Here is a 24787-nt window from a genome sequence, read left to right as displayed (position 1 = left end):
GAGCCAGGACCGGCTGGCCCCAGTCGGGGGCCCGCTGACTTCACAGGATGATGCGGGGGGAGCCGGAGCGCCCATTCAGCTCGCGCACCATGACCGAGAAGCTCGGACTGTCCGGGAAGGGCCGCTGATCGCCGACGCGCCGGTAACCCCAGGACTCGTACATGGCCAGCACCCCGGGGTGCTCCGGGTCGCACAGCAGCGTCACGCGCTCCTCCGGGCGCGGCCTCAGCAGCTCCTCGTGTATTCGGCGCGCGGCACCCGTCCCCTGCCAGGGCGCCCGGACCATCAGCTCGAAGAGGGCGAGGGTGCGCGCCCCGTCCTCGTCCGCGAACCCCTCGGGCAGCGGGGTCGTCATGTGCGACCACCAGCGGGCCCCCCGGCCCAGCGGAGCGCCGTACGCGTAGCCGACCGGCCGGTCGCCGTCGTAGCCGATCACCGCCTCCCACCCCTCGCCGGCCGAGTGGTTGGTCAGCCGCCGGTCGAACCGGTCCAGGCTGGTGAACGGGACGTGCAGCTCGTCGGCGTACACCTCCGCGTAGACATCCAGGAGTACGGGGCGGACGGCGGGCAGGCCTGCGGTGGTGAACCGGCGCAACTGGACGGTCATGATGTGGGAGTCCCCTTCGCTGTCCGCTGGAGCCATTCCTGGGCGAGTGGTGCCGGGTGCGCCGCCAGCCGATGGCGGAACCCGTCGAGGAGGTGCCCGATGCGCAGACTGCCGGGCGCGGTTCCGGCCGTGGCCAGCGCCCGGTCGGCACTCGCACAGGCCGCCTCGACGTCCTGCTGGCCGAGCTGCGCCAGCGCCAGCTGGGCGGTGTAGTAGACCCTGTTGCGCGTCAGCCCCGGGTCCAGCTGCGCGAGGGCCTGATGGATCCGGGCCTCGGCGGGCTCGGCCCGGCCGAGCCGGTAGTGGACGATGCCCGCCAGCCCGTGCAGCTCGGCCTGGTCGTAGAAGCTCAGCCAGGTGGGCCGGCGGCTCATGTCCGCGCGGGTGAGGGCGTCCTCCGCGTGCCCCAGGGCCCGCAGCGCGGACTGCTTGTCGCGCAGCCGGGCGTGGGACAGCGCGATGCGGGCGTGGGCCTGCGAGGCGTACAGCGGATCGCGCCGCGCCATCCCGGCGTCCCGCACCGCCTGCGCGGCGTGCAGCGCCTCCATGAGGCTGCCCCGCTGTCCGGCGAGTATGGCGACGTTGTTCCACACCCGGTGCATCGACTCCCCGTCCCCGGACAGCCCCGCGAGCGTCACCGCGCGGTCGAGGTACTGCGCCGCGCGCTGCGGGTTGCGGGAGTCGAGCGCGGCCCAGGCGGCGGTGCTGGCCGCGTTCGAGGCGGCGGCGTAGAGCATGGACCGTACCCGGGAGGAGGCGCGCCCCGACTCCAGGAGCGAGAGCGCGTGACGCATCCAGTGCAGGAACTGCGTCTCGATCCGGCTGGTGCCGCCGACCCTGCTCTCCTGGCGGTAGAGGGAGGCGAACGCCTGCCCTACGCGCTTCACATCGGCGATGCCGACGGTGGTGCGGCCGGGCGGCAGAACGACCGTCGCGGCCATTACGGCGGCCCGCTGGTTGAAATCCCGCCTTTCCACGGGATTGCCCGCGGCCGTCCCCCGGGCCCCGCTCGTCCGGGATCCGGCCCGTTGCCGCGGAATGAATCCGAGTTCCTCGGCGGTGCAGCCGAATTCCTTTTCCAGGGCGATCCGTTGACGGGCGTGCGGCCAACGCGTCGTGCCGGTCAGATAGTTCCGGATATGCCGGTCCTGCAGTGACCCCGGTTGTCCCGTAAGGCTCTCGATGTGCTCATTGAGCCGACTCGCGAGCTCGTGCTGCTTCAGCCCGGCGGCGCTCATACGGGCGGCCAGCAGAACATTGCCGGTCTTCCTCGTCATGAAACATCACCGTAGCGGTTCTCGTACCGCCAGATGGCCGATGATCCGGTCGAAATTTCCGGTTTCCGGAGAGTGGGAGAAACGCCGAATTGCCTGGGTTCCCCACCCGTTTGCGGCTCTCCTTGATACTTCACTGCCGGAAGAGCGGCCGGTGGCGGCCACCGCCGGCCACCGGGGAGGAGGACATGTGACCGGGGCCGACGTCACTCCGCCACGCACGAGCGTCGATATCGAGTCGGTCGCGGCGGCCGTGGACCATGCGCTCGCCACCCGCCCGGCCCTCCCGCCGCGCGGTGTCATCAACGCGGGTACCGACCAGTTGATCGGCCAGCTGCGCTCCCTGATGGCCCTGGACGACTACGGCCACGACGAGCCGGGGCGCGGGGCGGTCCGGGTGCTGTTCCGGGTCGCGTACCGCAACCTCGACCGCGCCGTGCGTCCCGACGAGACGACCTCGGACGCGGACGCGTACACCTACTGGCGGACCGTCGCGAGCCTGGCGGCCGCGTTCCGGGACCTGTATGTGAACCTGCCGCGGGAGCGGCCCGAATGACCGCCCCCGCCCGGACCGCCGGTGTACCGCGCCGGGAGCACGGCCTACGCTGAGCGGCACCGGAAACGGTGATGCGGGGGCGGCCGTGCCGAAGAGGTGCGCGAAGCGCGGCCGGTACGCGGGGAGTCCGGGACGCCCGTGCGGCACACCGGAGCCCGCCGCGGGCGGACGGCCGCTCCCGCCACCGGCGGCGGGCGGTGAGCCGCTGGTCCCTCGCACCGGATCGCCGCACCGCCCCAGCCGACGTTCGTGGAAAGGCCGTACGATGCCGGTCGTCCTGGTGCTCCTGCTCTCCGGGACCTGGCTGCTGTCCGGCGCCCTGGTCACCGGGACCGATCCGCTGATCGTCGCGGTCGGCCGCACCGCGGTCTGCTGCGCCGCGCTCACCGCCGCGGCCGCCTCCGCCCCCGGCGGCCGGGCCGATCTGCGCCGTGCGGCGGCCCGACCCGGCACCGTATGGCTGCTGGGCCTGCTCGGCTTCGCCGGATACGCCGCGGGGACGCTGCTCGCCATCCCGCGCATCGGCACCTCGCTCGCCAACCTGGTCGTCGCGCTGATGCCGTGTGTCTCGGTGGCGGTGGGGGCACTGTTCTTCGCCGAACGGTCCGGGCCGCGCAAGGCGGCGGGGGCGGCCCTCGCCTGCGCGGCGGCGGCCGGATACGCGGCGCTCGGCGCGGACGCGGGCGACGTGGACGGACCGGGGCTGCTGCTGGTGGCGGGGGCGACCGTGGCCTTCGCGGTGTACGGGTTCCTCTACCGGCGGCGGATGTCCGGGGTGCCGCCGTCGGCCGCCCTGCCCGTCCTGCTCGCGGCGGCCACCTGTCTGCTGCTGCCGATGGCCCTGCCCGCGCTGATTTCCCACCCCCCGACGCTCGCCGCGACGGGCGGGATCGTGGTGCTCGGCGCGGTCGTGTACGCGCCCGCCTACCTCGTACAGCACCGCCTCATCCTGCGCCGCGGGCCGGTCTTCACCGCCGCGGTCCAGCTGGCCGTGCCGTTCACCGTGCGCCTGGGGGACTGGGCGCTGGGCACCGCGCCCGTGCCCTCGTCGGCCGAACTGCTGCTCCTGGCCGTGTGCTGCGGGGGCATCGCGCTGGTCACCGGCCGGCCGGCCGCCCCGCTCGCCGCGAAGGCGTGACCGGCCGGCCGGGGCGGGACCTCGCGGCGGACCGGATCAGCCGGCCCGGCCGGCCACGGCGTCCTCCGGGCCGATCTTCCGGAGCACCCGTGCCGGATTGCCGACCGCGACGACGTTCGCCGGCAGGTCCTTCGTGACCACCGATCCGGCGCCGACCACCGTGTTCTCACCGATGGTCACCCCCGGGCAGACGATCACGCCGCCGCCCAGCCAGACGTTGTCGCCGATCGTGACGGGCCGGGCCGCCTCCCACTTGGCCCGGCGCGGCTCGGGGTCGACCGGGTGGGTGGGGGTGAGGAGCTGGACGTTCGGGCCGATCTGGGCGTCGGCGCCGATGCTGATCCGGCCGACGTCCAGGAGGACGGCCCCGACATTGATGAACGTACGGGCGCCGATGGAGATCTGATAGCCGAAGTCCACCCGCAGCGGAGGCCGGACCTCCACGCCCTCGCCCAGTTCGCCCACGAGCTCGGCGAGGGCCGCGCGCCGCGCCCGGGGGTCGGCGGCGGAGGAGGCGTTGAAGCGCTCGGTCAGCACGTCGGCGCGCAGGGCGTCGGCGCTCAGTTCCGGGTCGTCGGCGAGGTAGAGCTCACCGGCGAGCATGGCTTCCTTCTGGCTGGTCACGTGGTGCGTCCTCTCGTTCGGGTCGTCTCGGCCCGGTACATCACGATAAAGCGCCCGGTGGTGGCCCTGAGGCCGAGGGGAGGGGGAGGGGAGGGCGCGGTGGCCCCGCCGTTGCTGCCCGGAGCCGGGGGCCCGGAGCCCGGAGCCGGGGGCCGGGGGCCGGAGCCAGGGGTCAGGGCCGGGGCACCACGAGCGGGAGCGCCGTGACAGCCACCCGGGGTCCCGGGGTCCCGGGGTCCCGGGTGCGGGGCGAAGGCCCGGAGCAGCCGCGGCCCGCCGCCGGCCGGCGTTCGGCGACGCCCGCGCCGGCGGTCAGTTCAGCAGCGCCCGCGCCGCCCGCGCCCGTCGCCGGACCGCTTCGGCCGTCGCCGGATCGAACCCGGCGACGACCTCCGCGTACTCCTCCATCTCCGCTGCCCCGCGCCGGAACTCCCCGCGCTGCACGAGGAGCTGGGCCCGTTCGTAGCGCAGCCTGGCCGGGTGCGAGGGCAGCAGCAGCGACAGATCGACCGCCCACAGCGCCACATCGGTCCGCTCGGGGCGGGCCGCCGCCCAGGCCCTGATGTTGTTCAGGATCCGCAGTACGGTCTCCAGCGGCCGCGCGGGCACCAGCATCGAATCCTCCAGCGGTGCCCCGGTGGCGCCGGCCACCATCAGCTCGGCGTCCTGCCCGGTCAGCGGCGCACCGCCGGCGAACGGATCGGCCAGCACCCGTTCCCCGGGGTCCCCGAAACCGACGACGAAGTGACCGGGCAGCGCCACCCCGTACACCGGGGCGCCCGCCCGCCGCGCGACCTCGATCCAGATCACGGACAGCAGGATCGGCAGCCCGCGACGGCGGCGCAGCACCTGTTGGAGCAGTGAGGACTCCAGCCGCTGGTAGTCGGCCGGGGACCCCGCGAATCCGCACCGTTCACCGAGCAGTTCGGCCGCTGCCGAGGCCCAGGCGCGGGCGGAGCGCGCGCCGTACGGCAGCAGCCCGGCCAACCGGTCCAGCTCGATCTGCGCGGCGTCGATACCGTATGGATCAGGCGATTTTGCCCACGCGTCACCGGTCCCCGCGTCACCGGTCCCCGCCGCCCCGGCACCGGCCGCGGGACCGCCCGCACCCGGTAGCCCCGCACCGGCCCGCGGCCCCGTGTGCGGGCCCGCCTCCGCGCCGAGCAGCAGGCAGAGCAGCGCGAGGTCCGGCCGCTCCGCGCGGGCCTCCTCGGCGAACCGCCGCCGCCGTTCGGCCGCTCCGGAATCGTGGTGACCGCTCATCCGCCGCACTCGCCCGATGTGCTCCCGGGGCCCCGGCCGGTCCTCACTCCGCGGCCCGGAAGTGGTGATAGCGGTGATGCGCCGCGAAGCCCATCCCGTCGTAGAGCGCCCGCGCCCCCTCGTTGTCCGTCTCCACCTGGAGCCACGCGGCCGACGCGCCCTCGTCCAGCGCGCGGCGCGCCAGCGCGGCCATCACCGAGGTCGCCAGTCCCCGGCGCCGGTACTCCGGCCCCACCTCCACGGCCATGAACCCGGCCCAGCGCCCGTCCACGACGCACCGCCCGATCGCCGCGGGGGTGCCGTCCTCCGCGTCGCCGGGAACGGAGGCGAACCACACCGAGGGTCCCGATCCCAGGACCCGGAGCACATGGTCGCCGGGGGTGTCGAAGCGCTGGTAGCGGGAGAGCCACGCGGCGTCCGGCTCACGCTCCAGCCGGACCGCCGCCACCTCCGCGTCCAGATCCCCCACCGGCGCCAGCGCCGCGATCCGTACCTCGGCCGACACCTCGCGCAGCCAGCCGTGCCGCTCCAGCTCCGCGCACAGCTCCTCCTGCGTGCCCTCGGCACCGGTCGCGGTCTGGATGTACGCGGGCAGCCCCCGCTCCCCGTACCAGCGCCGGACCCGGCCGAGCGCCTCGGTGAGCGGCAGTCCCGGATCGCCGAGCGGCAGTACGGAGTTGGCCCGCCGGGTGAACCCCGCGGCGGCGCGCAGCCGCCAGTCGCCCAGGGGTTCGCTCTCCACCGGCTGCCAGGCCCGTGCGCAGGCCCGCGCCAGCTCGTCGAAGGAGGCGGCGGGACCCCGGCGCCGGGCCGGGGCGGCGGGCACGACCTTCCCGGCCACCAGCGTGGATTCCGCGATACGGACGCTCTCGCCGCTCTTCGGTGTGATCGAGAGCACACCGTCGTCCCATGATGTGAGAACCCCGACCGTGTCCGTGAACATGGCGCCTTGGCCGGCCCCCTCGGGGCGACTCCTGACCGATACGCGTTTGCCCACGTCAGCCGGTGTGATGCGGACTTCCAGCCGTCCGCCGATGGTGAATTCCACAGCTCTGTGCGCCCCTCCTGTTCGGATCGTGCCCGGGAACGGAGATACTAGGTGCGGGCATCGACGACGCCGCGCTCCCGCGCGAGAGCCAACGCCCTACCGAGGAGGAACGACAGCGTGACCTACGTCATCGCGCAGCCTTGTGTCGACGTAAAGGACAAGGCCTGCATCGAAGAGTGCCCCGTCGACTGTATCTACGAGGGCCAGCGGTCCTTGTACATCCACCCGGACGAATGCGTCGACTGCGGAGCCTGTGAGCCGGTCTGCCCGGTCGAGGCCATCTTCTACGAGGACGACACCCCGGAGGAGTGGAAGGACTACTACAAGGCGAACGTCGAGTTCTTCGACGACCTCGGCTCGCCGGGCGGTGCCTCCAAGCTGGGCCTGATCGAGCGCGACCACGCGTTCATCGCCGCGTTGCCGCCGCAGAACCAGTAATCAGCGGCAGCATGCGCGCCGCCCGGTCCCGTACGGCACGTCACCGTACGGGACCGCGGTGTTTCCGGCGCCCCGGCGGCCGCCCTCGTCACCGTGCGGGCGGCTCCCCGTAGTCCGTCGCCCGTACGAGAAAGCAGAGTTCCGTGTCCGCACCCGTCTCCTCCCGCCTCCCGGTCTTTCCCTGGGACAAGCTCACGCCGTACAAGACGACGGCCGACGCCCATCCGGACGGTATCGTCGACCTGTCGGTGGGTACGCCGGTCGACGCGGTGCCCGAGCTGATCCAGCGGGCGCTCGTCGCCGCCGCGGACAGCCCCGGATATCCGACGGTGTGGGGGACCGCCGCTCTGCGCGACGCCCTCACGGGCTGGGTGGAGCGGCGTCTCGGCGCGGTCGCGGTGGCCCACGAGAACGTTCTGCCGGTCGTCGGCTCCAAGGAGTTGGTGGCCTGGCTGCCGACCCAGCTGGGCCTCGGCGAAGGCGACCGGGTGGCCTACCCGCGGCTCGCCTACCCGACGTACGAGGTGGGCGCCCGGCTCTGCGGCGCCGAGCCCGTCGTCTACGACGACCCCACCGAGCTGGACCCGGCGGGCCTCAAGCTGCTCTGGCTCAACTCGCCGTCCAACCCGACCGGCCGGGTCCTGCCCAAGGACGAACTGATCCGGACCGTCGCCTGGGCGCGCGAGCACGGCATCCTGGTCTTCAGCGACGAGTGCTACCTGGAGCTGGGCTGGGAGGCCGAGCCGGTCTCCGTGCTCCACCCGGATGTCTGCGGCGGCAGCTACGAGGGCGTCGTCGCCGTCCACTCCCTCTCCAAGCGCTCCAACCTCGCCGGATACCGCGCCGCCTTCATCGCGGGCGACGCGGCCGTCCTCGGTGAGCTGCTGCTGATCCGCAAGCACGGCGGGATGATGACGCCCGCCCCGGTCCAGGCGGCCACCGTCGCGGCCCTCGGCGACGACACCCATGTCGCGGAGCAGCGCGCCCGGTACGCGGCGCGGCGCACCGCCCTGCGCGCCGCGCTGGAGGCCCACGGCTTCCGGATCGAGCACAGCGAGGCGAGCCTCTACCTGTGGGCGACGCGCGACGAGCCGTGCTGGGAGACGGTGGCCCACCTCGCCGAACTGGGCATCCTGGTCGCTCCCGGCGACTTCTACGGTCCGGCCGGCGACACCTTCGTACGGGTGGCGCTCACGGCGACCGACGAGCGGGTGGCGGCGGCGGTCAAGCGGCTGTCCTGACCGGCCTGTTCACGCGGCCGGGCGGCGCCGCACGCCCCAGGTGTGCGGCGCCGCCGGACACGCGCCGAGGGCCTCGGGAGTGCGCACTCCCGAGGCCCTCGGCGCGTTTCTGACCGCCGGTGCTGCCGGTGCTGCCGGTGCTGCCGGTGCTGCCGGTGCTGCCGGTCAGCCGATCGGCAGCTCGGTGGGGAGGCCGCCGCCGAGGGCGTCGGTGGGCAGACCGCCGCCGGTCGCGGCACCGGCGGTGTCCCCGAGGAGCTCACCGGCGCCGCCCGAGGTCCGGCCGGCGGTCTCCTGGGCGGAGGGAGCGGCGACGGCGCCCGCCTTGCCGACGGTCCTGCCCGCGGCCGGGAGGGTGGTGCCGACGAGCCGGCCGCCGGTCTCGCCCGCGGCCTTGGTGCCCTGCTGCGAGGCGCTGTCCAGGGTGTTGCCGAGACCGGCGCCGTCCAGCGCGGTCAGGCCGCCCAGGTCCGGAGCCGGCGGGAGCTCCGCGGCACCCGCGGCACCGGCCGCACCGACCACGGGTGCCGCGCCGGCGGCGATCAGCAGCGCGGCACGGGCGATCCGACGGGTCAGGGGGAGGGACATGATGCTCCTTCGACAGGAATTCAGAACAGATTTCGGAGTCTGTCTGTCCGCTGATCGGACGCACTGACAACCGGTCCGGGGGCGGGGAAGGTTGCGGTGCGGGAAGGTAAAGAGTCAGCAACGCGTCCGATGATCCGCGGCGGAGGAATCCGGGCAAACAGCGCCCCGGCCATGTGGATGACGAACCGTCACTTCCCTTTGCTGGCAAGGGAATTGGTGCTCGGAGACATGATTGCGTGACAAGCCGTCGGAGCGGCTTCCGGGGAGCGGTGGGATGCCCCGTCCGGGTGATCAGTCGTACTACTGCGCGATCCGGATTCCGACCTCGGCGGCGCCCGGTTCCTTCTGCTCCGCGCGCTCCGTCCGCCAGCCGGAACCGGCTGTCCACACCCGGTCCGCGAAGCGGACCTCGTCGATCCGCAGCGCCTCGGCGCTGGCGACGGCCCAGTGCGTCAGCTCCCAGCCGCGCTGCGCCGCGTCACCGTCCCCGGTCTTCGCGAGCGCCGCCGGCACGGGCACCGAGACCGTGGACGCGGCGGATGCCCCGGCCGCCTTGGCCGACGGCAGGACGCCCCGGCCGAAGGCGCGCACCAGCTCGGAACGGACCTTCGCCGCGTCGCCCGGACCCGACGCGGTCGCCGTGGACGGGGAGCAGTTCAGCGCGGCGGGCGCCCGCCCGGTCAGGGCGGCGGCCAGCAGCGTGGCGTCCGGCTCGTGCTTCGCGTAGGCCTGGGGGAAACCGCTGAGCTGCACCCGCTGCGCGGCGACCGTCAGCGGAAGCCTGGAGTAGCCGGGCACCTCGGCGAGCCGGTCGTAGAAGATCCCGGCGGAGTAGACCGGATCCATGATCTGCCGCGCGGTTCCCCAGCCCTGTGACGGCCGCTGCTGGAAGAGCCCCAGAGAATCCCGGTCGCCGTGGTCGATATTGCGCAGCGCGGACTCCTGCAGGGCCGTCGCCAGCGCGATGGTCACCGCGCGCTCCGGCATGCCGCGGGTGGTGCCGACCGCCGAGATCGTCGCCGCGTTGGCGGCCTGCTCGGGGCTCATCTCGTACGTACGCCCCTCGCCGCCCGCGCCGTCGGCGGCGCGCACCGTGCACCGGGGCACCCCCCTGTTGCCCGAGACGTACTGCATCGCCAGATATCCGCCCAGAGCCACGAGCACGGCGAAGGCGGCCGTGAGGCGGAAGAGGCGGCTGCGGCGGGTGGGGGTCGCGGTCCGGGGCACGGGCCCACCGTACTGGAGGGTACGAGCGGGGTGGAGACACAAGCCGCCACGGCCCGTTCCCGGGCGTCACCGCCGCCGCTCCCCGTGCGCCGCCGCCTCCGGCTCCCGCCCGCCGGACAGGCCGTTAGGGTCGTGACCATGGCCATCAGCACACTTGACCTCACCCTGGACGGACCGGCGCTGACCGCCCGGCTCGTGGACTTCCCCTCGGTCAGCGGGGAGGAGAAGGCGCTCGCCGACGCGATCGAGACGGCGCTGCGCGGGCTCCCGCACCTGACCGTCGACCGGTACGGCAACAACGTCGTGGCCAGGACGCGTCTGGGGCGCGCGGAGCGCGTCGTGCTCGCCGGGCACATCGACACCGTGCCGATCGCCGACAACGTCCCCTCCCGGCTCGACGACGACGGCGTGCTGTGGGGCTGCGGGACCTCCGACATGAAGTCGGGCGTCGCCGTCCAGCTGCGCATCGCCGCGACCGTTCCCGAGCCCAACCGCGACCTCACCTTCATCTTCTACGACAACGAAGAGGTCGCCGCCCACCTCAACGGTCTCGGTCACGTCGCCGAGGCCCACCCCGACTGGCTGGACGGAGACTTCGCCGTCCTGCTGGAGCCCTCCGACGGTGAGGTCGAGGGCGGCTGCCAGGGCACGCTGCGGGTCCATCTGCACATGACGGGGGAGCGGGCCCACTCCGCGCGCAGCTGGATGGGCTCCAACGCCATCCACGCCGCGGCCCCGGTCCTGGCCAGGCTCGCCGCGTACGAACCGCGCCGTCCGGTCATCGACGGGCTCGAATACCACGAGGGCCTCAACGCCGTACGGATCGGCGGCGGCGTCGCCGACAACGTCATCCCGGACGCCTGCACGGTGGTGGTCAACTACCGCTACGCCCCCGACCTCGGGGCCGAGGAGGCGCTGGCCCACGTCCATGAGGTCTTCGCGGACTGCGGAGTGGCCGAGTTCACCGTGGACGACCACTCCGGTGCCGCGATGCCCGGACTGACGCACCCGGCGGCCGAGGCGTTCATGACGGCCGTCGGCGGCACGGCCCGGCCCAAGTTCGGCTGGACGGACGTCTCCCGCTTCGGCGCGCTCGGCGTGCCCGCGGTGAACTACGGCCCCGGCGACCCGATCTTCGCCCACAAGCGCGACGAGCATGTGGCGGTCGACCGGATCACCCACTGCGAGGACCGGCTCCGCTCCTGGCTCACCAGCTGACGCACGGCATTCCCCTGCCCGTAACCCCGGTGGATCTACGCTGGCCCGGACAGGCACATCGCAGGTCGGCGGAGGGAGCAGGTCATGGGCAACCCCGAGGATGCACGGATCCCCGAGAGCACGGAGGTCCCCGAGGGCGTGGTCAGGCCCGAGGAACAGCGGATGGGCCCGGTGCTGCGCCGTCGCGAGCAGGTGCAGCCCGGTACGACCGATCAGCGGCTGCTGGACTCCGAGGGCGACTCCGAGTGGGTGCACACCGACCCCTGGCGGGTGATGCGCATCCAGTCGGAGTTCGTCGAGGGGTTCGGCGCCCTGGCCGAACTGCCGAGCGCCATCAGCGTCTTCGGATCGGCCCGTACGGCGCCCGGTACGGCGGACTACGAGGCGGGTGTACGGATCGGACAGGCGCTCGTCGAGGCGGGCTTCGCCGTGATCACCGGCGGCGGCCCCGGGGCGATGGAGGCGGCGAACAAGGGCGCGCGGGAGGCGAAGGGCGTCTCGGTCGGGCTCGGCATCGAGCTGCCGTTCGAGTCGGGGCTGAATCCGCACGTCGACATCGGAGTCAACTTCCGCTACTTCTTTGTCCGGAAGACGATGTTTGTGAAATATGCCCAGGGCTTTGTCGTCCTGCCCGGCGGTCTCGGCACGCTGGACGAGCTCTTCGAGGCGCTGACCCTGGTCCAGACGGGCAAGGTGACCCGCTTCCCGATCGTGCTCTTCGGTTCGGCGTACTGGGGCGGCCTCGTCGACTGGCTCCGGGACACCGTGGTCGCCCAGGGCAAGGCGTCCGAGAAAGACCTGCTGCTCTTCCACGTCACGGACGACGTGGAGGAGGCCGTCATGATGGTGACCAAGGAGGTCGGCCGGTAGGGCCGGTCCGGCACCTCCCGTCCGTCCGGCGCCCCGGCGCCCGCGGGCGGGTCCGGGGCGCAGGCTCCGGACCCGCCCCCGCCCGGAACGCGCCGAAGGCGGTCCCGTGATCCCCGCGCCCGTCCGCCAGGGAGCACGGGACGGCCTTCAGGCCAGCCCGCGCCGTGCCACCGCCGGCGCCCGGTGTCCGGCGATCGACGCCACCATGTCCAGCACCTGCCGTGTCTCGGCCACCTCGTGCACCCGGTACACCCGGGCCCCGAGCCACGCGGAGACCGCGGTCGTCGCGAGCGTGCCGGTCACCCGTTCCCTGACCGGCCGGTCGAGGGTCTCCCCGACGAAGTCCTTGTTGGACAGCGAGACGAGCACCGGCCACCCGGTCTCCGCCATCTCGCCGAGCCGCCGCGTCGCCTCCAGGGAGTGCCGGGTGTTCTTCCCGAAGTCGTGACCGGGGTCGATCATGATCCCGTCCGCCCGCACGCCCAGCTCCACGGCCCGCTCGGCCAGCCCCACCGTCACCCGCAGGATGTCCGCCATCACGTCCTCGTACGCGATCCGGTGCGGCCGGGTCCGCGGCTCGGCGCCGCCCGCGTGCGTGCACACCAGGCCCGCCCCGTACCGCGCCGCGACCTCCGCGAGCTTCGGGTCGACCCCGCCCCACGCGTCGTTCAGCAGATCCGCGCCAGCCTCGCAGACCGCCTCGCCCACATCGTGGCGCCAGGTGTCCACGCTGATCACCACGTCCGGGTGGCGGCGGCGGACCTCGGCGACGAACCCGACCGTGCGGCGGGCCTCCTCCTCGGCGGACACGTCCTCGCCGGGGCCCGCCTTCACCCCGCCGATGTCGATGATCGAGGCACCCTCGGCGACCGCCTGCTCGACCCGGGCGAGCGCCGGCTCGTCCGCGAACGTCGCGCCCTGGTCGTAGAAGGAGTCCGGGGTCCGGTTCACGATCGCCATGATCACCGGCTCGTGCGGCCCGAATTCCCGCCGTCCGAGCCTCAGTGCACCGCTTCGCATCCCGTGTTTCCTCCTCAGTAGGTCGCCTGCGACCCTAACCGCCGGTGCCGCATGGCACGATCGGACCCGGACAGGATTCCGCCCCCGGGGAGATGCTCGTGTTCTGGTTCTTGCTGCTGACGATGGTCGTGGTGGTCGCCGCGGTCACCCTCGCGGTGGTCGGCGGTGGCGGGAGCCCCGTGCTCCAGGACGTGGGGCCCGAGCGGCTCACCGACCCGCTGCCCGCGACGCGCCCGGTCGGCCGGGCGGATGTCGAGGCGCTGCGCCTGCCGATGGCACCCCGCGGCTACCGGATGGCGGATGTCGACGAGGCGCTCGACCGGCTCGGTGCCGAACTGGCCGAGCGGGATTCCCGGATCGCCGAGCTGGAGTCCGCGCTCGCCGGTGCCCAGGCGGCCGCGGCGGGCGGACCCGATCTGTTCAAGCGCCCCGGCGGTCACCCGGGGCAGGACCCGGGCCGGTTCCGGGACGACGAGCACGGCGACGAGCACGAGGAGGGCGGGCAGCGATGAGCAGCGGCGCCGAAGCGGCCCCGGACGGCAGGCTGCGCTGCCCCTGGGGGCTGTCCACCGAGGACTACCTCAGCTACCACGACACCGAGTGGGGCCGCCCGGTCCACGGCGACGACGCGCTCTTCGAGCGGCTCTGCCTGGAGGCCTTCCAGTCCGGCCTGTCGTGGCTGACGATCCTGCGCCGCCGCGAGGGCTTCCGCGAGGCCTTCGCCGGGTTCAGCATCTCCGCGGTCGCGGAGTTCACCGGCGCCGACAGGGAACGGCTGCTGGCCGACTCCGGCATCATCCGCAACCGCGCCAAGATCGACGCGACCCTCGCCAACGCGAAGGTGCTGGCCGGCTGGGCGCCCGGTGAGCTGGACGCCCTGATCTGGTCGTACGCCCCCGACCCGGCCGGGCGGCCCGCCCCGCGGGTGCTGGGGGACGTCCCGGCGATCACCCCCGAGTCCACCGCGCTCGCCAAGGAGCTGAAGAAGCGCTCCATCCGCTTCGTCGGCCCCACGACCGCGTACGCCCTGATGCAGGCCTGCGGCCTGGTCGACGACCACCTCGCCGACTGCGTGGCCCGCGGCCCCAGGTCCTGAGGGCTGTCCCGCAATTCCTGGCGGGTGCGCGACGACAGCTACGGCACCTCGCGGCGTTGTCGGAACGTCCACATACATCCAGTATGCGGACGTCCCTCCGCCTTGCGATGCACCGCATCCGACGCCGCGCACTGATCCACCACGAATTGCGGGACACCCCTCAGCCGGCCGGCCGCGCCCGGGACCGCGGATGTCCCGGACCGGCGCCCGGCCGCCTACTTTCCGAGGTACTCCGGCTTCCGCTTGGCCAGGAAGGCCTCCACCGCGATGGTGTGGTCCTGCGACGCGCCCGCCGCCGTCTGGAGTTCGTCCTCCTTCTCCAGCGTCTCGGTGAGGGTGTGCCCCGCCCCGTACGCCATGGACTCCTTCAGCGCCGCGTACGCCACCGTCGGCCCCTGTGCCAGGGCGCGGGCCACGGCGGCGGCCTCGCCGGCCAGCTCGGCGGCGGGCACCACCCGGTTCGCGATGCCCAGCTCGTACGCGTCCTGCGCGGAGATCGAACGCGGGAAGAACAGCAGGTCGGTGGCGCGGCTCCGGCCGATCAGCCGGGGCAGTGTCCAGGACACCCCCGAGTCGGCGGTCAGCGCGACGCCCGCGAAGGACGTGTTGAAGGAGGCCGTGTCGGCGACCACCCGGTAGTCGGCCGCCAGCGCGAATCCGAAGCCCGCCCCGGCGGCGACGCCGTTGACCCCGGCGACGACCGGCTTCGCCATCTCCGTGATCGCCCGTACGACGGGGTTGTAGTGCTCCCGCACCGTGCTCAGCGCGTTGCCGCTGCCCGCCTCCCGGGTGGCCGTGAGCGTCGCGACGTGCTCCTTGAGGTCCTGGCCCACGCAGAAGGCCCGCCCGGTCGCCGTGAGGAGGACCGCCCGCACGGCGGGGTCGTCCGCAGCGGACCGCAGGGCGTCCCGGAGCGCGACCTTGGCCTCGGTGTTCATGGCGTTCATCGCGTCGGGACGGTTGATCGTGATCGTCGCGAGCCCTTCGCTCACGGCGTAGAGCACGGTGTTCGCCATCTCGTCGGACATTCCGGTATCCCCTTACGGCTCGGGCATCGTTGCCACTGGAGGCAAGCATGTCCGACTCCGGGCGGACGGAACATGTGACCTGCGTCTAACAATTCGCCCCCAGCAGGGGGTCGAAGGCGGCGCAGTATCGCAGCCGGATCGCCGAATTGGGTGGTTTTGCGGGAGTGCGTTGCGCAAGCGATGCGGACCGATGTTGGTCATCGGGGTCTTTGATGCGGGATAATGGTGGGGAAGCAATGTGTTCGATGCCGGTGAGGCAGCGCCTGTCATGGGGCCGCCGGTTGCGATGAGCTGGTTTCAGGAAGGGGAACGAGCATGGCGGCCATGAAGCCGCGGACGGGCGACGGCCCGCTCGAGGTGACAAAGGAGGGGCGGGGCATCGTCATGCGCGTTCCGCTCGAAGGCGGCGGTCGGCTTGTTGTCGAGCTGACCCCGGACGAGGCCGATGCCCTCGGCGATGCCCTGAAGAAGGTCGTCGGCTGACGCGGAGCGCCCACTCCTGACCACTGCCCCGGCACGGAATTCCGTGCCGGGGCAGTGGCGCGTCCGGGAAGGCGCGTCCGCGGGACGTCCGGATCTCCGCGGCGGCGTCAGCCGCGCCGGACCGCGCAGAGCAGCCCGTCGCCGACCGGCAGCAGCGTCGACATCAGTTCCTGGCTCTCCCGCACGGCCCGGAGCAGCTCACGCAGACGCAGCACCTCGGCGGGCTGGGCCGCGGAGTCGACGGTGCGGCCGTCCGCGAAGACACCCTCGAAACAGACCAGCCCACCCGGCCGCAGCAGGCGCAACGATTCAGCGAGGCAGTCGAGGCTCTCCAGCCGGTCACCGTCGCAGAAGACGAGGTCGTAGCCGCCGTCCGCGAGCCTGGGCAGGACGTCCAGGGCGCGCCCGGGGATGAAGCGGGCCCGGTTGGCGGCGAAGCCCGCCGCGCGGAACGCCTCGCGGGCGAACTGCTGGCGCTCCGGTTCCGGATCGACCGTGGTCAGTACGCCGTCCGGGCGCATTCCGTGCAGCAGATGGATGCCGGATACGCCGGTCCCGGTGCCGATTTCCGCCACCGCTTTGGCGTCCACGGCGGCAGCCAGCAGGCGCAGCGCGGCACCGGTGCCTGGGGACACCGAGCGGAGTCCTGCCTCGTGGGCCCGCTCCCGGGCCCAGTGCAGTGCTTCGTCCTCGGCGACAAAGGCGTCGGCGAACGCCCAGCTCGTCTGCCGGTTGGCGGTAATGACCCTCTCCTGTCCCCGTAGTTGGCGCAACGGTGACTGTATCCGCTGAACCCGGGAACCCGCAGATGGGACCGGGCGTTAGGGAAGGGCAGGGGAAAGCGCAGGTAAGGACCCGCCGATCGGGCCCGCGGCCGTGCGCCGGAAGTTCCCGGGCGACGCCCGACCCCAGCAGGAAAAAGGCTTATCCGGAGCTAACGGGCGAGGTGGCTATGGTAGGGGCTCCACTGGACACCACCAGAGCCGATAGGGGAGGTGCGGCTGCGCCTGTGGACCGGAGAGGAGTGCTGCGGCGCTTCCTCGGGCCGGCGGGTGAGCCGAAATCCGTGACCAACATTGCTGACCGTTCTTCCAACGACTCCGCAACGACCGCGACCTTCGCCTCAGATGCGGACTCCCAGGCGTGGACCCCGCCCTCATGGGAAGAGATCGTCAGCACGCACAGCGGACGTGTGTACCGCCTTGCCTACCGGCTGACGGGCAACCAGCACGATGCCGAGGACCTCACCCAGGAAGTCTTCGTCCGGGTGTTCCGTTCGCTGTCGACCTACACGCCCGGCACGTTCGAGGGCTGGCTGCACCGCATCACGACCAACCTCTTCCTGGACATGGTCCGCCGCAAGCAGCGGATCCGTTTCGACTCCCTGGGCGATGACGCCGCCGAGCGGCTGCCGAGCCGTGAGCCGTCCCCGCAGCAGGTTTTCAACGACACCCATTTCGACGCCGACGTGCAGCAGGCCCTGGACACCCTGGCGCCCGAGTTCCGAGCGGCGGTGGTGCTCTGCGACATCGAGGGGCTCAGCTACGAGGAGATCGCCGCGACGCTCGGCGTGAAGCTCGGCACCGTGCGCAGCCGTATCCACCGCGGCCGCTCGCACCTGCGCAAGGCGCTCAAGCACCGTTCGCCCGAGGCCCGCGCCGAGCAGCGCTCCCTGGCGGGCGCGGTCCTGGCAGGGGAGGGCGGAACGGCGTGAGTGGCACAGGCCCGACACCCGCGGAGCAGCATCTGGGGGACCGGCTTGCCGCGCTTGTCGACGGCGAGCTGAAACATGACGCCCGTGAGCGGGTCCTGGCCCATCTGGCCACGTGTCCCAAGTGCAAGGCCGAGGCCGACGCCCAGCGGCGGCTGAAGAGCGCCTTTGCCATGTCGGCCTCACCCTCGCCCTCCGAGGGGTTCCTGGCCCGCCTCCAGGGCCTTCCCGGGGGTCCCAGCGGCGGAGACGGCGGACCGGGCGGACCGTTCGGCGGCGGCGGACGCTTCGCCGACGAGTTCTTCCCCCCGATGCGTCCCTCCGGCAGCAGCCGTGCGGACACGGCCAAGGGCAGCTCGCCCCTGGACACCTTCGGCTTCCTTCCCACCGCGCACGGCTCCACCGCGGTCCTGCCGGGCGGCGGTGCGCGCGGCGCCTTCCGCATCCACGACGTGGCCCGTGACGCCGACCGGTCGCCCTGGCGCGGCCGGAGGTTCGCCTTCGCCGCGGCCAGCGCGGTCTCGCTGGCCGCCATCGCGCTCGGCGGCACCCTGCCGCTGGACTCCGCGCCCGACAGCGCGCTCCGTGCCGAGGGCGGGGGCAGCAGCGTGACCCCGATCGACGCCGACGCCCGCGCCGACGCCAGTAATTCCGCGGCCAGCCGCCGGGGCAGCGGCGGTGGCGCGCTCGCCCTGAACGGCGACGGTCCGGCCACCGGCGGCACGGCGGCCCCGGTCGCTCCGGCACTCGCGGCCACGCCCGCACCACCGGTCCTCGTGGCGGTGCCCTCGCTGCTCGGCGCCGCGCCGCTCACCGGGCACTCGTTCGCCCTTCCCGTCCTGAATGTGGCTCTGTCGCCGCTGATACGCCCGACCGGCACCACCCCGCTGCTCGCCACCGCGCCCGGCAGCACTCCGGCACCGAAGCCGGCGCTGCCCTCGGCGCAGGCCTCGGCCATGCCGACCAACGATCACGCACTGCCGCATTCCTCCCGCCGCTGACGGGACCCTGCGCGAGGATTCGCAAACCTGGTTGAATTCCGGGAGGGACGCCTCGGTGGGGGCGTACAGAGGCCAGTTGCGGGGAGAGCATGGACGACGGGAAGCCCACCGGGCCGAAGGCGAAGTGGTGGAGCCGCCCCACCCCGGGCCGCGACGACCGCGGGGAACCGGAAGGCGTATCACCCGTCGCGGACGCCGAGGACGCCGCGAGCGCCCCGGGCGCCCCGGAACCGGCGGACGACGTGGCGGTGGAGCGCCCGGCGACGGCCGATGAGCGTTCCGCCCCCGCCGGACCGCCGGCCCGCCCCGCCGAGGAGCCGCCGCGGCCGGCCGCCGCGATGAAGCCCCTGCACGAACCCGACGAGTACAGCACCCCGCCGTACGGCGGTCCCGGTCCGTGGGCGCCCGCGCCGCCCGTGCAGCGGCCGGTGCCGACCCCGGCGCACGGCACCCCCGTCCCCCCGCAGTACACCGGCACGCACGCGGCTCCCACCGCCGTCGACCCGGGTCCGCCACCCGGTCCGGTGCCGGGCGGAACACAGACCCAGACCCCGCCGCAGCACCTCCCGCCCCACCAGCAGCCCCAGCACCCCGGTCCGCACGGACCGCAGCCGGTCACGCAGCAGGTCCCGCACCAGCAGACCGGGCAGCAGGCCCCCTCCCAGTGGCTCCAGTACGACCCCTGGGGCGCGCAGCGGCAGCCGCTGACCCAGCAGGGACCCCCGCTCGGGACCGAACCCGCCGGGCGCCGGAAGAGCCGCCGCGGCACGGTCCTGATCGGGGCCGTTCTGCTGGCGGTGGTCGCGGGCGGCATCGGCGGCGGGATCGGCGCGTACATCGAGCGCAACGGCGGCCTGACCAGCGTCGAGCTGCCGCAGGCGGGCCGGGACAACGGCGGCCGGGCCCCCGACAGCGTCGCGGGGATCGCCGCCAGCGCCCTGCCCAGCGTGGTCACCCTGCATGTCAGCGGTTCCGCCGAGTCCGGCACCGGCACCGGCTTCGTCCTCGACGACAAGGGCCACATCCTCACCAACAACCACGTCGTCTCCCCGGCCGGCTCCAGCGGCGACATCACCGTGACGTTCAGCGGCGGCGAGACGGCGGCCGCCGAGATCGTCGGCAAGGACAGCGGCTACGACCTGGCCGTCGTCAAGGTCACCGGAGTCTCCGGGCTCAAGCCGCTGCCCCTCGGCAACTCCGACAATGTGCAGGTGGGTGACCCGGTGGTGGCCATCGGCGCCCCCTTCGACCTGTCGAACACGGTCACCTCCGGCATCATCAGCGCCAAGCAGCGGCCGATCACCGCGGGCGGCGAGAAGGGCGACGGCACCGACATCAGCTATGTCGACGCGCTCCAGACCGATGCCCCGATCAACCCCGGCAACTCCGGCGGCCCGCTGGTCGACGCCCGGGCCCATGTCATCGGCATCAACAGCGCCATCCGCGCGGCCGACACCGGCGCCGGACCCGAGGGCGGCCAGTCCGGTTCCATCGGCCTCGGCTTCGCCATACCGATCAACCAGGGCAAGCGGGTCGCCGAGGAGCTGATCAACACGGGCAGGGCGACCCACCCCGTGATCGGCGTCACCCTGGACATGAAGTACACCGGTGACGGGGCGAAGGTCGGGGCGAAGGGCGCGGACGGCGGCCCCGCGGTCACCGCCGACGGCCCCGGGGCCAAGGCGGGCATCAAGCCCGGCGACGTCATCCACGAGGTGGAGGGCCAGCGGGTGCACAGCGGCGAGGAGCTGATCGTGAAGATCCGCGCCCACCGGCCCGGTGACAAGCTGAACCTCCGGCTGACCCGCGGTGGTAAAGACCTGTCCATGACTTTGACGCTCGGCTCCGCGAGCGGCACGTAACGGTCACCGGAAGGTACCGCCCGGACAGCTTCGCCAGGTACCTTTGAGCGGTCCGGGCCCTCATCCGGCCTGGCAGGGAACACACGGAGAACACGCGGAGAACACGAGGAGCAGCTAGGTGTTCAATGACATAGGCGCACTGGAGCTGCTGACGCTCATCGTTCTCGCCGTGCTGGTCTTCGGTCCCGACAAGCTTCCGAAGGTCATCCAGGACGTCACGCGCACCATCCGCAAGATCCGCGAGTTCTCGGACAGCGCCAAGGAAGACATCCGCTCGGAGCTCGGCCCGCAGTTCAAGGACTTCGAGTTCGAGGACCTGAACCCCAAGACGTTCGTCCGCAAGCAGCTGATGGACGGCAACGACGACCTGGGGCTGAAGGAGATCCGCGAGAGCTTCGACCTGCGCAAGGAGATGGCCGAGGTCACCGACGCGGTGAACGGGCGCGAGAGCGCGTCGGCCTCCTCCGCCACCAGTGCGGCGAACGGATCGGCGAAGGAGTCGTCGGGCGGCACGGCGAGCGGTGTCTCCACCACGCCTGACCTGCTCAAGAAGCCCGCGCAGCCCGTCAAGGACGAGCGCCCGCCCTTCGACGCCGACGCCACCTGAGACCGGTCAATCCCGACTCGTCCGTACGGTATGGCTATTCTCCATCTGTCCGGTTGCGAGACGCCCGAGCCCGCGGGGGGCGGGCCGCTCCGGACCGCGACAGATCGAGGAGGCGGCCGGGCAGATGGAGACGACAAGTCGGGTAGGCGCGGAAGGTGCGCCCAGCACAGTCACCGCAGAGGGGGTGCCGGCGGCCCGGCGTACGGTCGAGGGCTATCTGCGGGCGCCATTCCCCTGGTACGGGCTGGACGAGGCCTTCACCGGGCCGCGCTGGCTGATGCAGGTCGGCACCGCCGCGGACGGCACCGTGCAGCACGGGTCCACCGGACACGGTGACGAGCCCTCGCTGCGGTCCGACGCCCGCACGGAGAAGGAGCGCTTCGCGGTCGTCGTGACGGTGGCCAGCAGCCCTGTGCGGCGCAGCGGTGACGGTACGGGCGTGCTGGACGCCACCACGGTCTCCTCGGCGGCCTGGCTGGCGGGCTCCGGCCTGCTGGCGTACACCTGGCCGCCGCAGCTGGACCACGCGCTGCGGGACGACTGGCTGGACCAGCAGACCGAGACGGCGTTCGAGCTGGCCGACGACCTCGGCGGCCCGCCCTGGTCGAAGCTCTCGCTGCCGGTGGACGGCGTACCGGTGGAGTTCCACTACCGCGAGTCCGAGTTCGGCTGGGTGCTGGCCGGATCGGCGCACGACGGCGTGCACCTCGGGGCGTACGGGCGGGGGATGAGCGCGTACGGTCTGGGCTTCGCGGTGGTCGGCGACATCACCACGTACGCCTAGAGGCCCACCGGCGGCCGGGGTACGACGGGACGACCACCCGCCGTACCCCGGCCGCCGTGCTGTCAGAACTTGTTGCGGGGCGTGATGCCCAGCGACATGCCGGACAGGCCGCGCTGACGGCCGCTCAGCTTGCCCGCGATGGACCGCAGCGCGCTGCCGGCCGGGGAGTCGGGGTCGGACAGGACCACCGGCTTGCCCTCGTCGCCGCCCTCGCGCAGCCGTACGTCGATCGGGATGGAGCCCAGCACCGGCACCTCGGCGCCGACCGTCCTCGTCAGGCCCTCAGCGACCCGCGCACCGCCGCCGGAGCCGAACACATCGACCATCTCGTCGCAGTGCGGGCACGGCATGCCCGACATGTTCTCGACGACGCCGACGATCTTCTGGTGGGTCTGAACGGCGATGGAGCCGGCCCGCTCGGCGACCTCGGCCGCCGCCTGCTGCGGGGTCGTGACGACGAGGATCTCCGCGTTCGGCACGAGCTGTGCCACGGAGATCGCGATGTCACCCGTGCCCGGCGGCAGGTCGAGCAGCAGGACGTCCAGGTCGCCCCAGTACACATCGGCGAGGAACTGCTGGAGCGCGCGGTGCAGCATCGGTCCGCGCCAGACCACGGGGGCGTTGCCCGGGGTGAACATACCGATGGAGATGACCTTCACGCCGTGCGCGGACGGCGGCATGATCATGTTCTCGACCTGGGTCGGCCGGCCGTCCGCGCCGAGCATCCGGGGCACGCTGTGCCCGTAGATGTCCGCGTCCACGACGCCCACCTTGAGCCCGTCGGCCGCCATCGCCGCCGCGAGGTTCACCGTCACCGAGGACTTGCCGACGCCGCCCTTGCCGGAGGCGACCGCGTACACCCGGGTCAGCGAGCCGGGCTGGGCGAACGGCACCTCGCGCTCGGCGGTGCCGCCGCGCAGCGAGGACGCCAGCTCCTTGCGCTGCTCGTCGCTCATCACGTCGAGCGTGACGTCCACGCGCGAGACGCCCTCGACCCGGGCGACCGCGTCGGTCACGTTCCTGGTGATCGTCTCGCGCATCGGGCAGCCGGAGACCGTGAGATACACCGTGACAGCGACTACACCGTCAGCATCGATCTCGACCGATTTCACCATGCCCAGTTCGGTGATCGGACGGTGGATCTCCGGGTCGTTCACTGTCGCCAGTGCTTCACGCACCGCGTCTTCCGTAGCCATGAGGACGATGGTACGGCGCAGGGGCGTACGCGCGGGTAACCCCTCAGCGGTCGCCTTCGTCACTCTCCGCCCGGACGAGCACCTGGCGGTCCTCCATGTCCTTCACCATGTCCTGGAGTTCCGACCTGATCCAGTCCCGGGTGGCGACCTCGCCCAGACCCATCCGCAGCGCGGCGATCTCCCGGGTGAGGTATTCGGTGTCGGCGATGGAGCGCTCGTTCTGCTTGCGGTCCTGCTCGTGGGTGACCCGGTCCCGGTCGTCCTGCCGGTTCTGCGCGAGCAGGATCAGCGGTGCGGCGTACGAGGCCTGGAGGGAGAGCATCAGCGTCAGGAAGATGAACGGGTACTCGTCGAACCGCAGGGCGCGCGGCGCGAAGATGTTCCACACCACCCAGATGATGATGATCAGCGTCATCCAGACGATGAACCGTCCGGTGCCCAGGAAGCGGGCGATCCGCTCCGAGAACCGGCCGAACGCCTCCGGGTCGTACTCCGGCAGCAGCTTGCGCCGCGGGTCCTTCGGCTGGTCGATCCGGTTCCGAGGGGGGCGCACGATGCCCGAGGAGCCCGTCGACGCGGCCTTCGAACGCTCCTCACCCGCCATGGCTGATCCCCTCCTCGCCGTGGAAGTCCGTCTCGCGCCAGTCGTCGGGCAGCAGGTGGTCCAGTACGTCGTCGACGGTCACCGCGCCGAGCAGCGAGCCGCTCTCGTCCACGACGGGCACCGAGACCAGGTTGTACGCCGCCAGATAGCTGGTCACGGTCGGCAGCGGGGTGTCCGGGGACAGCGGTACGAGGTCGCTGTCGACGATCGAGCTGACCAGGGTGAACGGCGGATCGCGCAGCAGCCGCTGGAAGTGCACCGTGCCCAGGTACTTGCCGGTCGGGGTCTCGTCCGGCGACCGGCAGACGTACACCTGCGCGGCCAGCGCCGGCGACAGGTCCGACTGCCTGACCCGGGCGAGCGCGTCGGCCACCGTCGCGTCCGGCCGCAGCACGATCGGCTCGGTCGTCATCAGCCCGCCCGCGGTGCGCTCCTCGTACGACAACAGACGGCGCACATCGGCCGCGTCGTCCGGCCGCATCAGCGCGAGCAGCCGTTCCTTGTCTTCCTCGGGCAGCTCGGAGAGCAGGTCGGCCGCGTCGTCCGGGTCCATCGCCTCCAGGACGTCGGCGGCCCGCTCCTCCTGGAGCTTGCCGATGATCTCCACCTGGTCGTCCTCGGGCAGCTCCTCCAGGACATCGGCGAGCCGGTCGTCGTCCAGCGCGGCGGCGACCTCGGCGCGGCGCTTGGGGGAGAGGTGGTGCAGGGCGTTGGCCACATCGGTGGGCCGCAGCCGCTCGAACGTGGCGACCAGGCTCTCGGCGCCCTGGCCGTGCTCGTCCAGCGAGAAACCGCTGACCGCCGACCACTCCACCGTCAGTGTCTCGCCCTTGCGGCGCAGCGCCCCGCCGCGCCCCTTGCGGACGAAGTACTTGTCGATCTCCCAGTCGCGGCGGGCCGGCAGCTGCTGGATCGCCACGTCGAGGACGGTGACCTCCTCGCCGGACTCCACCAGCCGGACCCGCCGGTCCAGGAATTCACCGAGGATCAGACGTTCGGTGGGCCGCTGTTCGAAGCGCCGCATGTTGACCACGCCCGTGGTGATGACCTGGCCCGACTCGACCCCCGTCACCCGGGTCATCGGCAGGAAGATCCTCCGCCGGCTGAGCACCTCGACGACCAGGCCCAGCAGCCTCGGCGGGCGTCCGCCGACCCGCAGCATCGCCACCAGATCGCGGACCTTGCCGACCTGGTCGCCGTTGGGGTCGAAGACCGGCACACCGGAGAGATGTGAGACGAAGACCCTGGGGGCGCCTGCCGCCATCCGATGCGCCTCCTTCGCCCGCCGGTGTCCGTCCGTGAC

Annotated in this window: 27 protein-coding genes; 14 read left to right on the top strand and 13 right to left on the bottom strand. The window is 72.7% G+C overall.

Annotation, left to right across the window (positions count from 1 at the left end):
- Nucleotides 1-40 precede the first annotated feature (40 nt).
- Both ACIGJO_RS06545 and ACIGJO_RS06540 read right to left on the bottom strand, forming a co-directional pair.
- Nucleotides 41-607 carry a GNAT family N-acetyltransferase gene (locus tag ACIGJO_RS06545; protein WP_399952943.1) on the bottom strand — a complete coding sequence of 189 codons (567 nt, stop codon included), beginning with the start codon at nucleotides 605-607 and terminating at the stop codon, nucleotides 41-43.
- Nucleotides 604-1884, bottom strand: coding sequence for a hypothetical protein (locus ACIGJO_RS06540; protein ID WP_399952940.1), 1281 nt, complete (start codon nucleotides 1882-1884; stop codon nucleotides 604-606). The genes ACIGJO_RS06545 and ACIGJO_RS06540 overlap by 4 nt, the downstream gene beginning before the upstream one ends.
- A 187-nt stretch (nucleotides 1885-2071) precedes the next feature.
- Between ACIGJO_RS06540 and ACIGJO_RS06535 the strand changes: the two genes are divergently transcribed.
- Nucleotides 2072-2437, top strand: coding sequence for a hypothetical protein (locus tag ACIGJO_RS06535; protein WP_399952937.1), 366 nt, complete (start codon nucleotides 2072-2074; stop codon nucleotides 2435-2437).
- 265 nt (nucleotides 2438-2702) lie between these two features.
- Nucleotides 2703-3575, top strand: coding sequence for an EamA family transporter (locus ACIGJO_RS06530; protein ID WP_399952935.1), 873 nt, complete (start codon nucleotides 2703-2705; stop codon nucleotides 3573-3575).
- A gap of 36 nt (nucleotides 3576-3611) precedes the next feature.
- Here ACIGJO_RS06530 and ACIGJO_RS06525 read toward each other — a convergent pair whose 3' ends face one another.
- From ACIGJO_RS06525 to ACIGJO_RS06515, 3 genes are all read right to left on the bottom strand, one after another.
- Nucleotides 3612-4178 carry a sugar O-acetyltransferase gene (locus ACIGJO_RS06525; protein WP_399953248.1) on the bottom strand — a complete coding sequence of 189 codons (567 nt, stop codon included), beginning with the start codon at nucleotides 4176-4178 and terminating at the stop codon, nucleotides 3612-3614.
- Between the two features lie 333 nt (nucleotides 4179-4511).
- Entirely contained in the window at nucleotides 4512-5462 is a 951-nt protein-coding gene (locus ACIGJO_RS06520; RefSeq protein ID WP_399952932.1) for a transglutaminase-like domain-containing protein, read from the bottom strand.
- 43 nt (nucleotides 5463-5505) lie between these two features.
- Nucleotides 5506-6510 (bottom strand): GNAT family N-acetyltransferase, encoded by a 1005-nt coding sequence (locus ACIGJO_RS06515; RefSeq protein ID WP_399952929.1) that lies wholly within the window; start codon nucleotides 6508-6510, stop codon nucleotides 5506-5508.
- Nucleotides 6511-6627: 117 nt separating this feature from the next.
- Between ACIGJO_RS06515 and fdxA the strand changes: the two genes are divergently transcribed.
- Together fdxA and dapC are read left to right on the top strand one after the other, a co-directional pair.
- Nucleotides 6628-6948: a ferredoxin gene (fdxA, locus tag ACIGJO_RS06510; protein ID WP_018956287.1), complete on the top strand. Its 321-nt coding sequence runs from the start codon at nucleotides 6628-6630 to the stop codon at nucleotides 6946-6948.
- A gap of 143 nt (nucleotides 6949-7091) precedes the next feature.
- Nucleotides 7092-8189 (top strand): succinyldiaminopimelate transaminase, encoded by a 1098-nt coding sequence (gene dapC / locus ACIGJO_RS06505; RefSeq protein WP_399952926.1) that lies wholly within the window; start codon nucleotides 7092-7094, stop codon nucleotides 8187-8189.
- 165 nt (nucleotides 8190-8354) lie between these two features.
- Here the strand turns inward: dapC and ACIGJO_RS06500 are convergent, their stop codons facing one another.
- On the bottom strand, nucleotides 8355-8777 hold the full coding sequence (locus ACIGJO_RS06500; RefSeq protein WP_399952923.1) for an ATP-binding protein: 423 nt from the start codon (nucleotides 8775-8777) through the stop codon (nucleotides 8355-8357).
- A 300-nt stretch (nucleotides 8778-9077) separates the two neighbouring features.
- The gene (locus ACIGJO_RS06495; RefSeq protein WP_399952920.1) at nucleotides 9078-10004 is read right to left on the bottom strand and encodes a hypothetical protein; all 927 of its coding nucleotides are present in this window, start codon (nucleotides 10002-10004) and stop codon (nucleotides 9078-9080) included.
- Nucleotides 10005-10142: 138 nt separating this feature from the next.
- Between ACIGJO_RS06495 and dapE the strand changes: the two genes are divergently transcribed.
- On the top strand, nucleotides 10143-11222 hold the full coding sequence (gene dapE / locus ACIGJO_RS06490; protein ID WP_399952917.1) for a succinyl-diaminopimelate desuccinylase: 1080 nt from the start codon (nucleotides 10143-10145) through the stop codon (nucleotides 11220-11222).
- 84 nt (nucleotides 11223-11306) lie between these two features.
- The gene (locus tag ACIGJO_RS06485) at nucleotides 11307-12092 is read left to right on the top strand and encodes a TIGR00730 family Rossman fold protein (protein ID WP_399952914.1); all 786 of its coding nucleotides are present in this window, start codon (nucleotides 11307-11309) and stop codon (nucleotides 12090-12092) included.
- Between the two features lie 147 nt (nucleotides 12093-12239).
- On the opposite strand, the gene folP is transcribed toward ACIGJO_RS06485, so the two are convergent.
- On the bottom strand, nucleotides 12240-13112 hold the full coding sequence (gene folP / locus ACIGJO_RS06480) for a dihydropteroate synthase (protein WP_399952911.1): 873 nt from the start codon (nucleotides 13110-13112) through the stop codon (nucleotides 12240-12242).
- Between the two features lie 92 nt (nucleotides 13113-13204).
- Here folP and ACIGJO_RS06475 point away from each other — a divergent pair, with 92 nt between their 5' ends.
- Both ACIGJO_RS06475 and ACIGJO_RS06470 read left to right on the top strand, forming a co-directional pair.
- Nucleotides 13205-13624: a DivIVA domain-containing protein gene (locus ACIGJO_RS06475; protein WP_399953245.1), complete on the top strand. Its 420-nt coding sequence runs from the start codon at nucleotides 13205-13207 to the stop codon at nucleotides 13622-13624.
- On the top strand, nucleotides 13621-14208 hold the full coding sequence (locus tag ACIGJO_RS06470; RefSeq protein WP_399952908.1) for a DNA-3-methyladenine glycosylase I: 588 nt from the start codon (nucleotides 13621-13623) through the stop codon (nucleotides 14206-14208). Before ACIGJO_RS06475 ends, ACIGJO_RS06470 begins: the two co-directional genes overlap by 4 nt.
- A 215-nt stretch (nucleotides 14209-14423) precedes the next feature.
- On the opposite strand, the gene ACIGJO_RS06465 is transcribed toward ACIGJO_RS06470, so the two are convergent.
- Complete coding sequence (locus tag ACIGJO_RS06465; RefSeq protein WP_399952905.1) at nucleotides 14424-15236, bottom strand: enoyl-CoA hydratase/isomerase family protein; 813 nt, start codon at nucleotides 15234-15236, stop codon at nucleotides 14424-14426.
- Nucleotides 15237-15551: 315 nt separating this feature from the next.
- Between ACIGJO_RS06465 and ACIGJO_RS06460 the strand changes: the two genes are divergently transcribed.
- Complete coding sequence (locus ACIGJO_RS06460) at nucleotides 15552-15719, top strand: DUF3117 domain-containing protein (RefSeq protein ID WP_003966491.1); 168 nt, start codon at nucleotides 15552-15554, stop codon at nucleotides 15717-15719.
- Between the two features lie 107 nt (nucleotides 15720-15826).
- Here ACIGJO_RS06460 and ACIGJO_RS06455 read toward each other — a convergent pair whose 3' ends face one another.
- Complete coding sequence (locus ACIGJO_RS06455; RefSeq protein WP_266923500.1) at nucleotides 15827-16492, bottom strand: O-methyltransferase; 666 nt, start codon at nucleotides 16490-16492, stop codon at nucleotides 15827-15829.
- 179 nt (nucleotides 16493-16671) lie between these two features.
- Between ACIGJO_RS06455 and sigE the strand changes: the two genes are divergently transcribed.
- From sigE to ACIGJO_RS06430, 5 genes are all read left to right on the top strand, one after another.
- Nucleotides 16672-17433 carry an RNA polymerase sigma factor SigE gene (sigE, locus tag ACIGJO_RS06450; RefSeq protein WP_266923502.1) on the top strand — a complete coding sequence of 254 codons (762 nt, stop codon included), beginning with the start codon at nucleotides 16672-16674 and terminating at the stop codon, nucleotides 17431-17433.
- Complete coding sequence (locus tag ACIGJO_RS06445; protein ID WP_399952901.1) at nucleotides 17430-18431, top strand: anti-sigma factor family protein; 1002 nt, start codon at nucleotides 17430-17432, stop codon at nucleotides 18429-18431. The genes sigE and ACIGJO_RS06445 overlap by 4 nt, the downstream gene beginning before the upstream one ends.
- Before the next feature lie 89 nt (nucleotides 18432-18520).
- On the top strand, nucleotides 18521-20293 hold the full coding sequence (locus tag ACIGJO_RS06440) for a trypsin-like peptidase domain-containing protein (RefSeq protein WP_399952898.1): 1773 nt from the start codon (nucleotides 18521-18523) through the stop codon (nucleotides 20291-20293).
- 118 nt (nucleotides 20294-20411) lie between these two features.
- Complete coding sequence (locus ACIGJO_RS06435) at nucleotides 20412-20900, top strand: sec-independent translocase (RefSeq protein WP_399952895.1); 489 nt, start codon at nucleotides 20412-20414, stop codon at nucleotides 20898-20900.
- Nucleotides 20901-21024: 124 nt separating this feature from the next.
- Entirely contained in the window at nucleotides 21025-21684 is a 660-nt protein-coding gene (locus ACIGJO_RS06430) for a hypothetical protein (RefSeq protein ID WP_399952892.1), read from the top strand.
- 62 nt (nucleotides 21685-21746) lie between these two features.
- Here the strand turns inward: ACIGJO_RS06430 and ACIGJO_RS06425 are convergent, their stop codons facing one another.
- From ACIGJO_RS06425 to ACIGJO_RS06415, 3 genes are read right to left on the bottom strand one after another with little or no spacing between them, the layout of a single operon-like run.
- The gene (locus ACIGJO_RS06425; protein ID WP_399952889.1) at nucleotides 21747-22880 is read right to left on the bottom strand and encodes an Mrp/NBP35 family ATP-binding protein; all 1134 of its coding nucleotides are present in this window, start codon (nucleotides 22878-22880) and stop codon (nucleotides 21747-21749) included.
- A gap of 43 nt (nucleotides 22881-22923) precedes the next feature.
- On the bottom strand, nucleotides 22924-23484 hold the full coding sequence (locus ACIGJO_RS06420; protein WP_399952886.1) for a DUF1003 domain-containing protein: 561 nt from the start codon (nucleotides 23482-23484) through the stop codon (nucleotides 22924-22926).
- Complete coding sequence (locus ACIGJO_RS06415; RefSeq protein WP_399952883.1) at nucleotides 23474-24748, bottom strand: magnesium transporter MgtE N-terminal domain-containing protein; 1275 nt, start codon at nucleotides 24746-24748, stop codon at nucleotides 23474-23476. Before ACIGJO_RS06415 ends, ACIGJO_RS06420 begins: the two co-directional genes overlap by 11 nt.
- Nucleotides 24749-24787 lie beyond the last annotated feature (39 nt).

Origin of the sequence: Streptomyces sp. NPDC079020 (genome assembly GCF_044542225.1) — a bacterium.
GTDB lineage: Bacteria > Actinomycetota > Actinomycetes > Streptomycetales > Streptomycetaceae > Streptomyces.
Note: the sequence above shows the minus strand (reverse complement) of the source record. Positions and strands in the feature narration are given on the sequence as shown.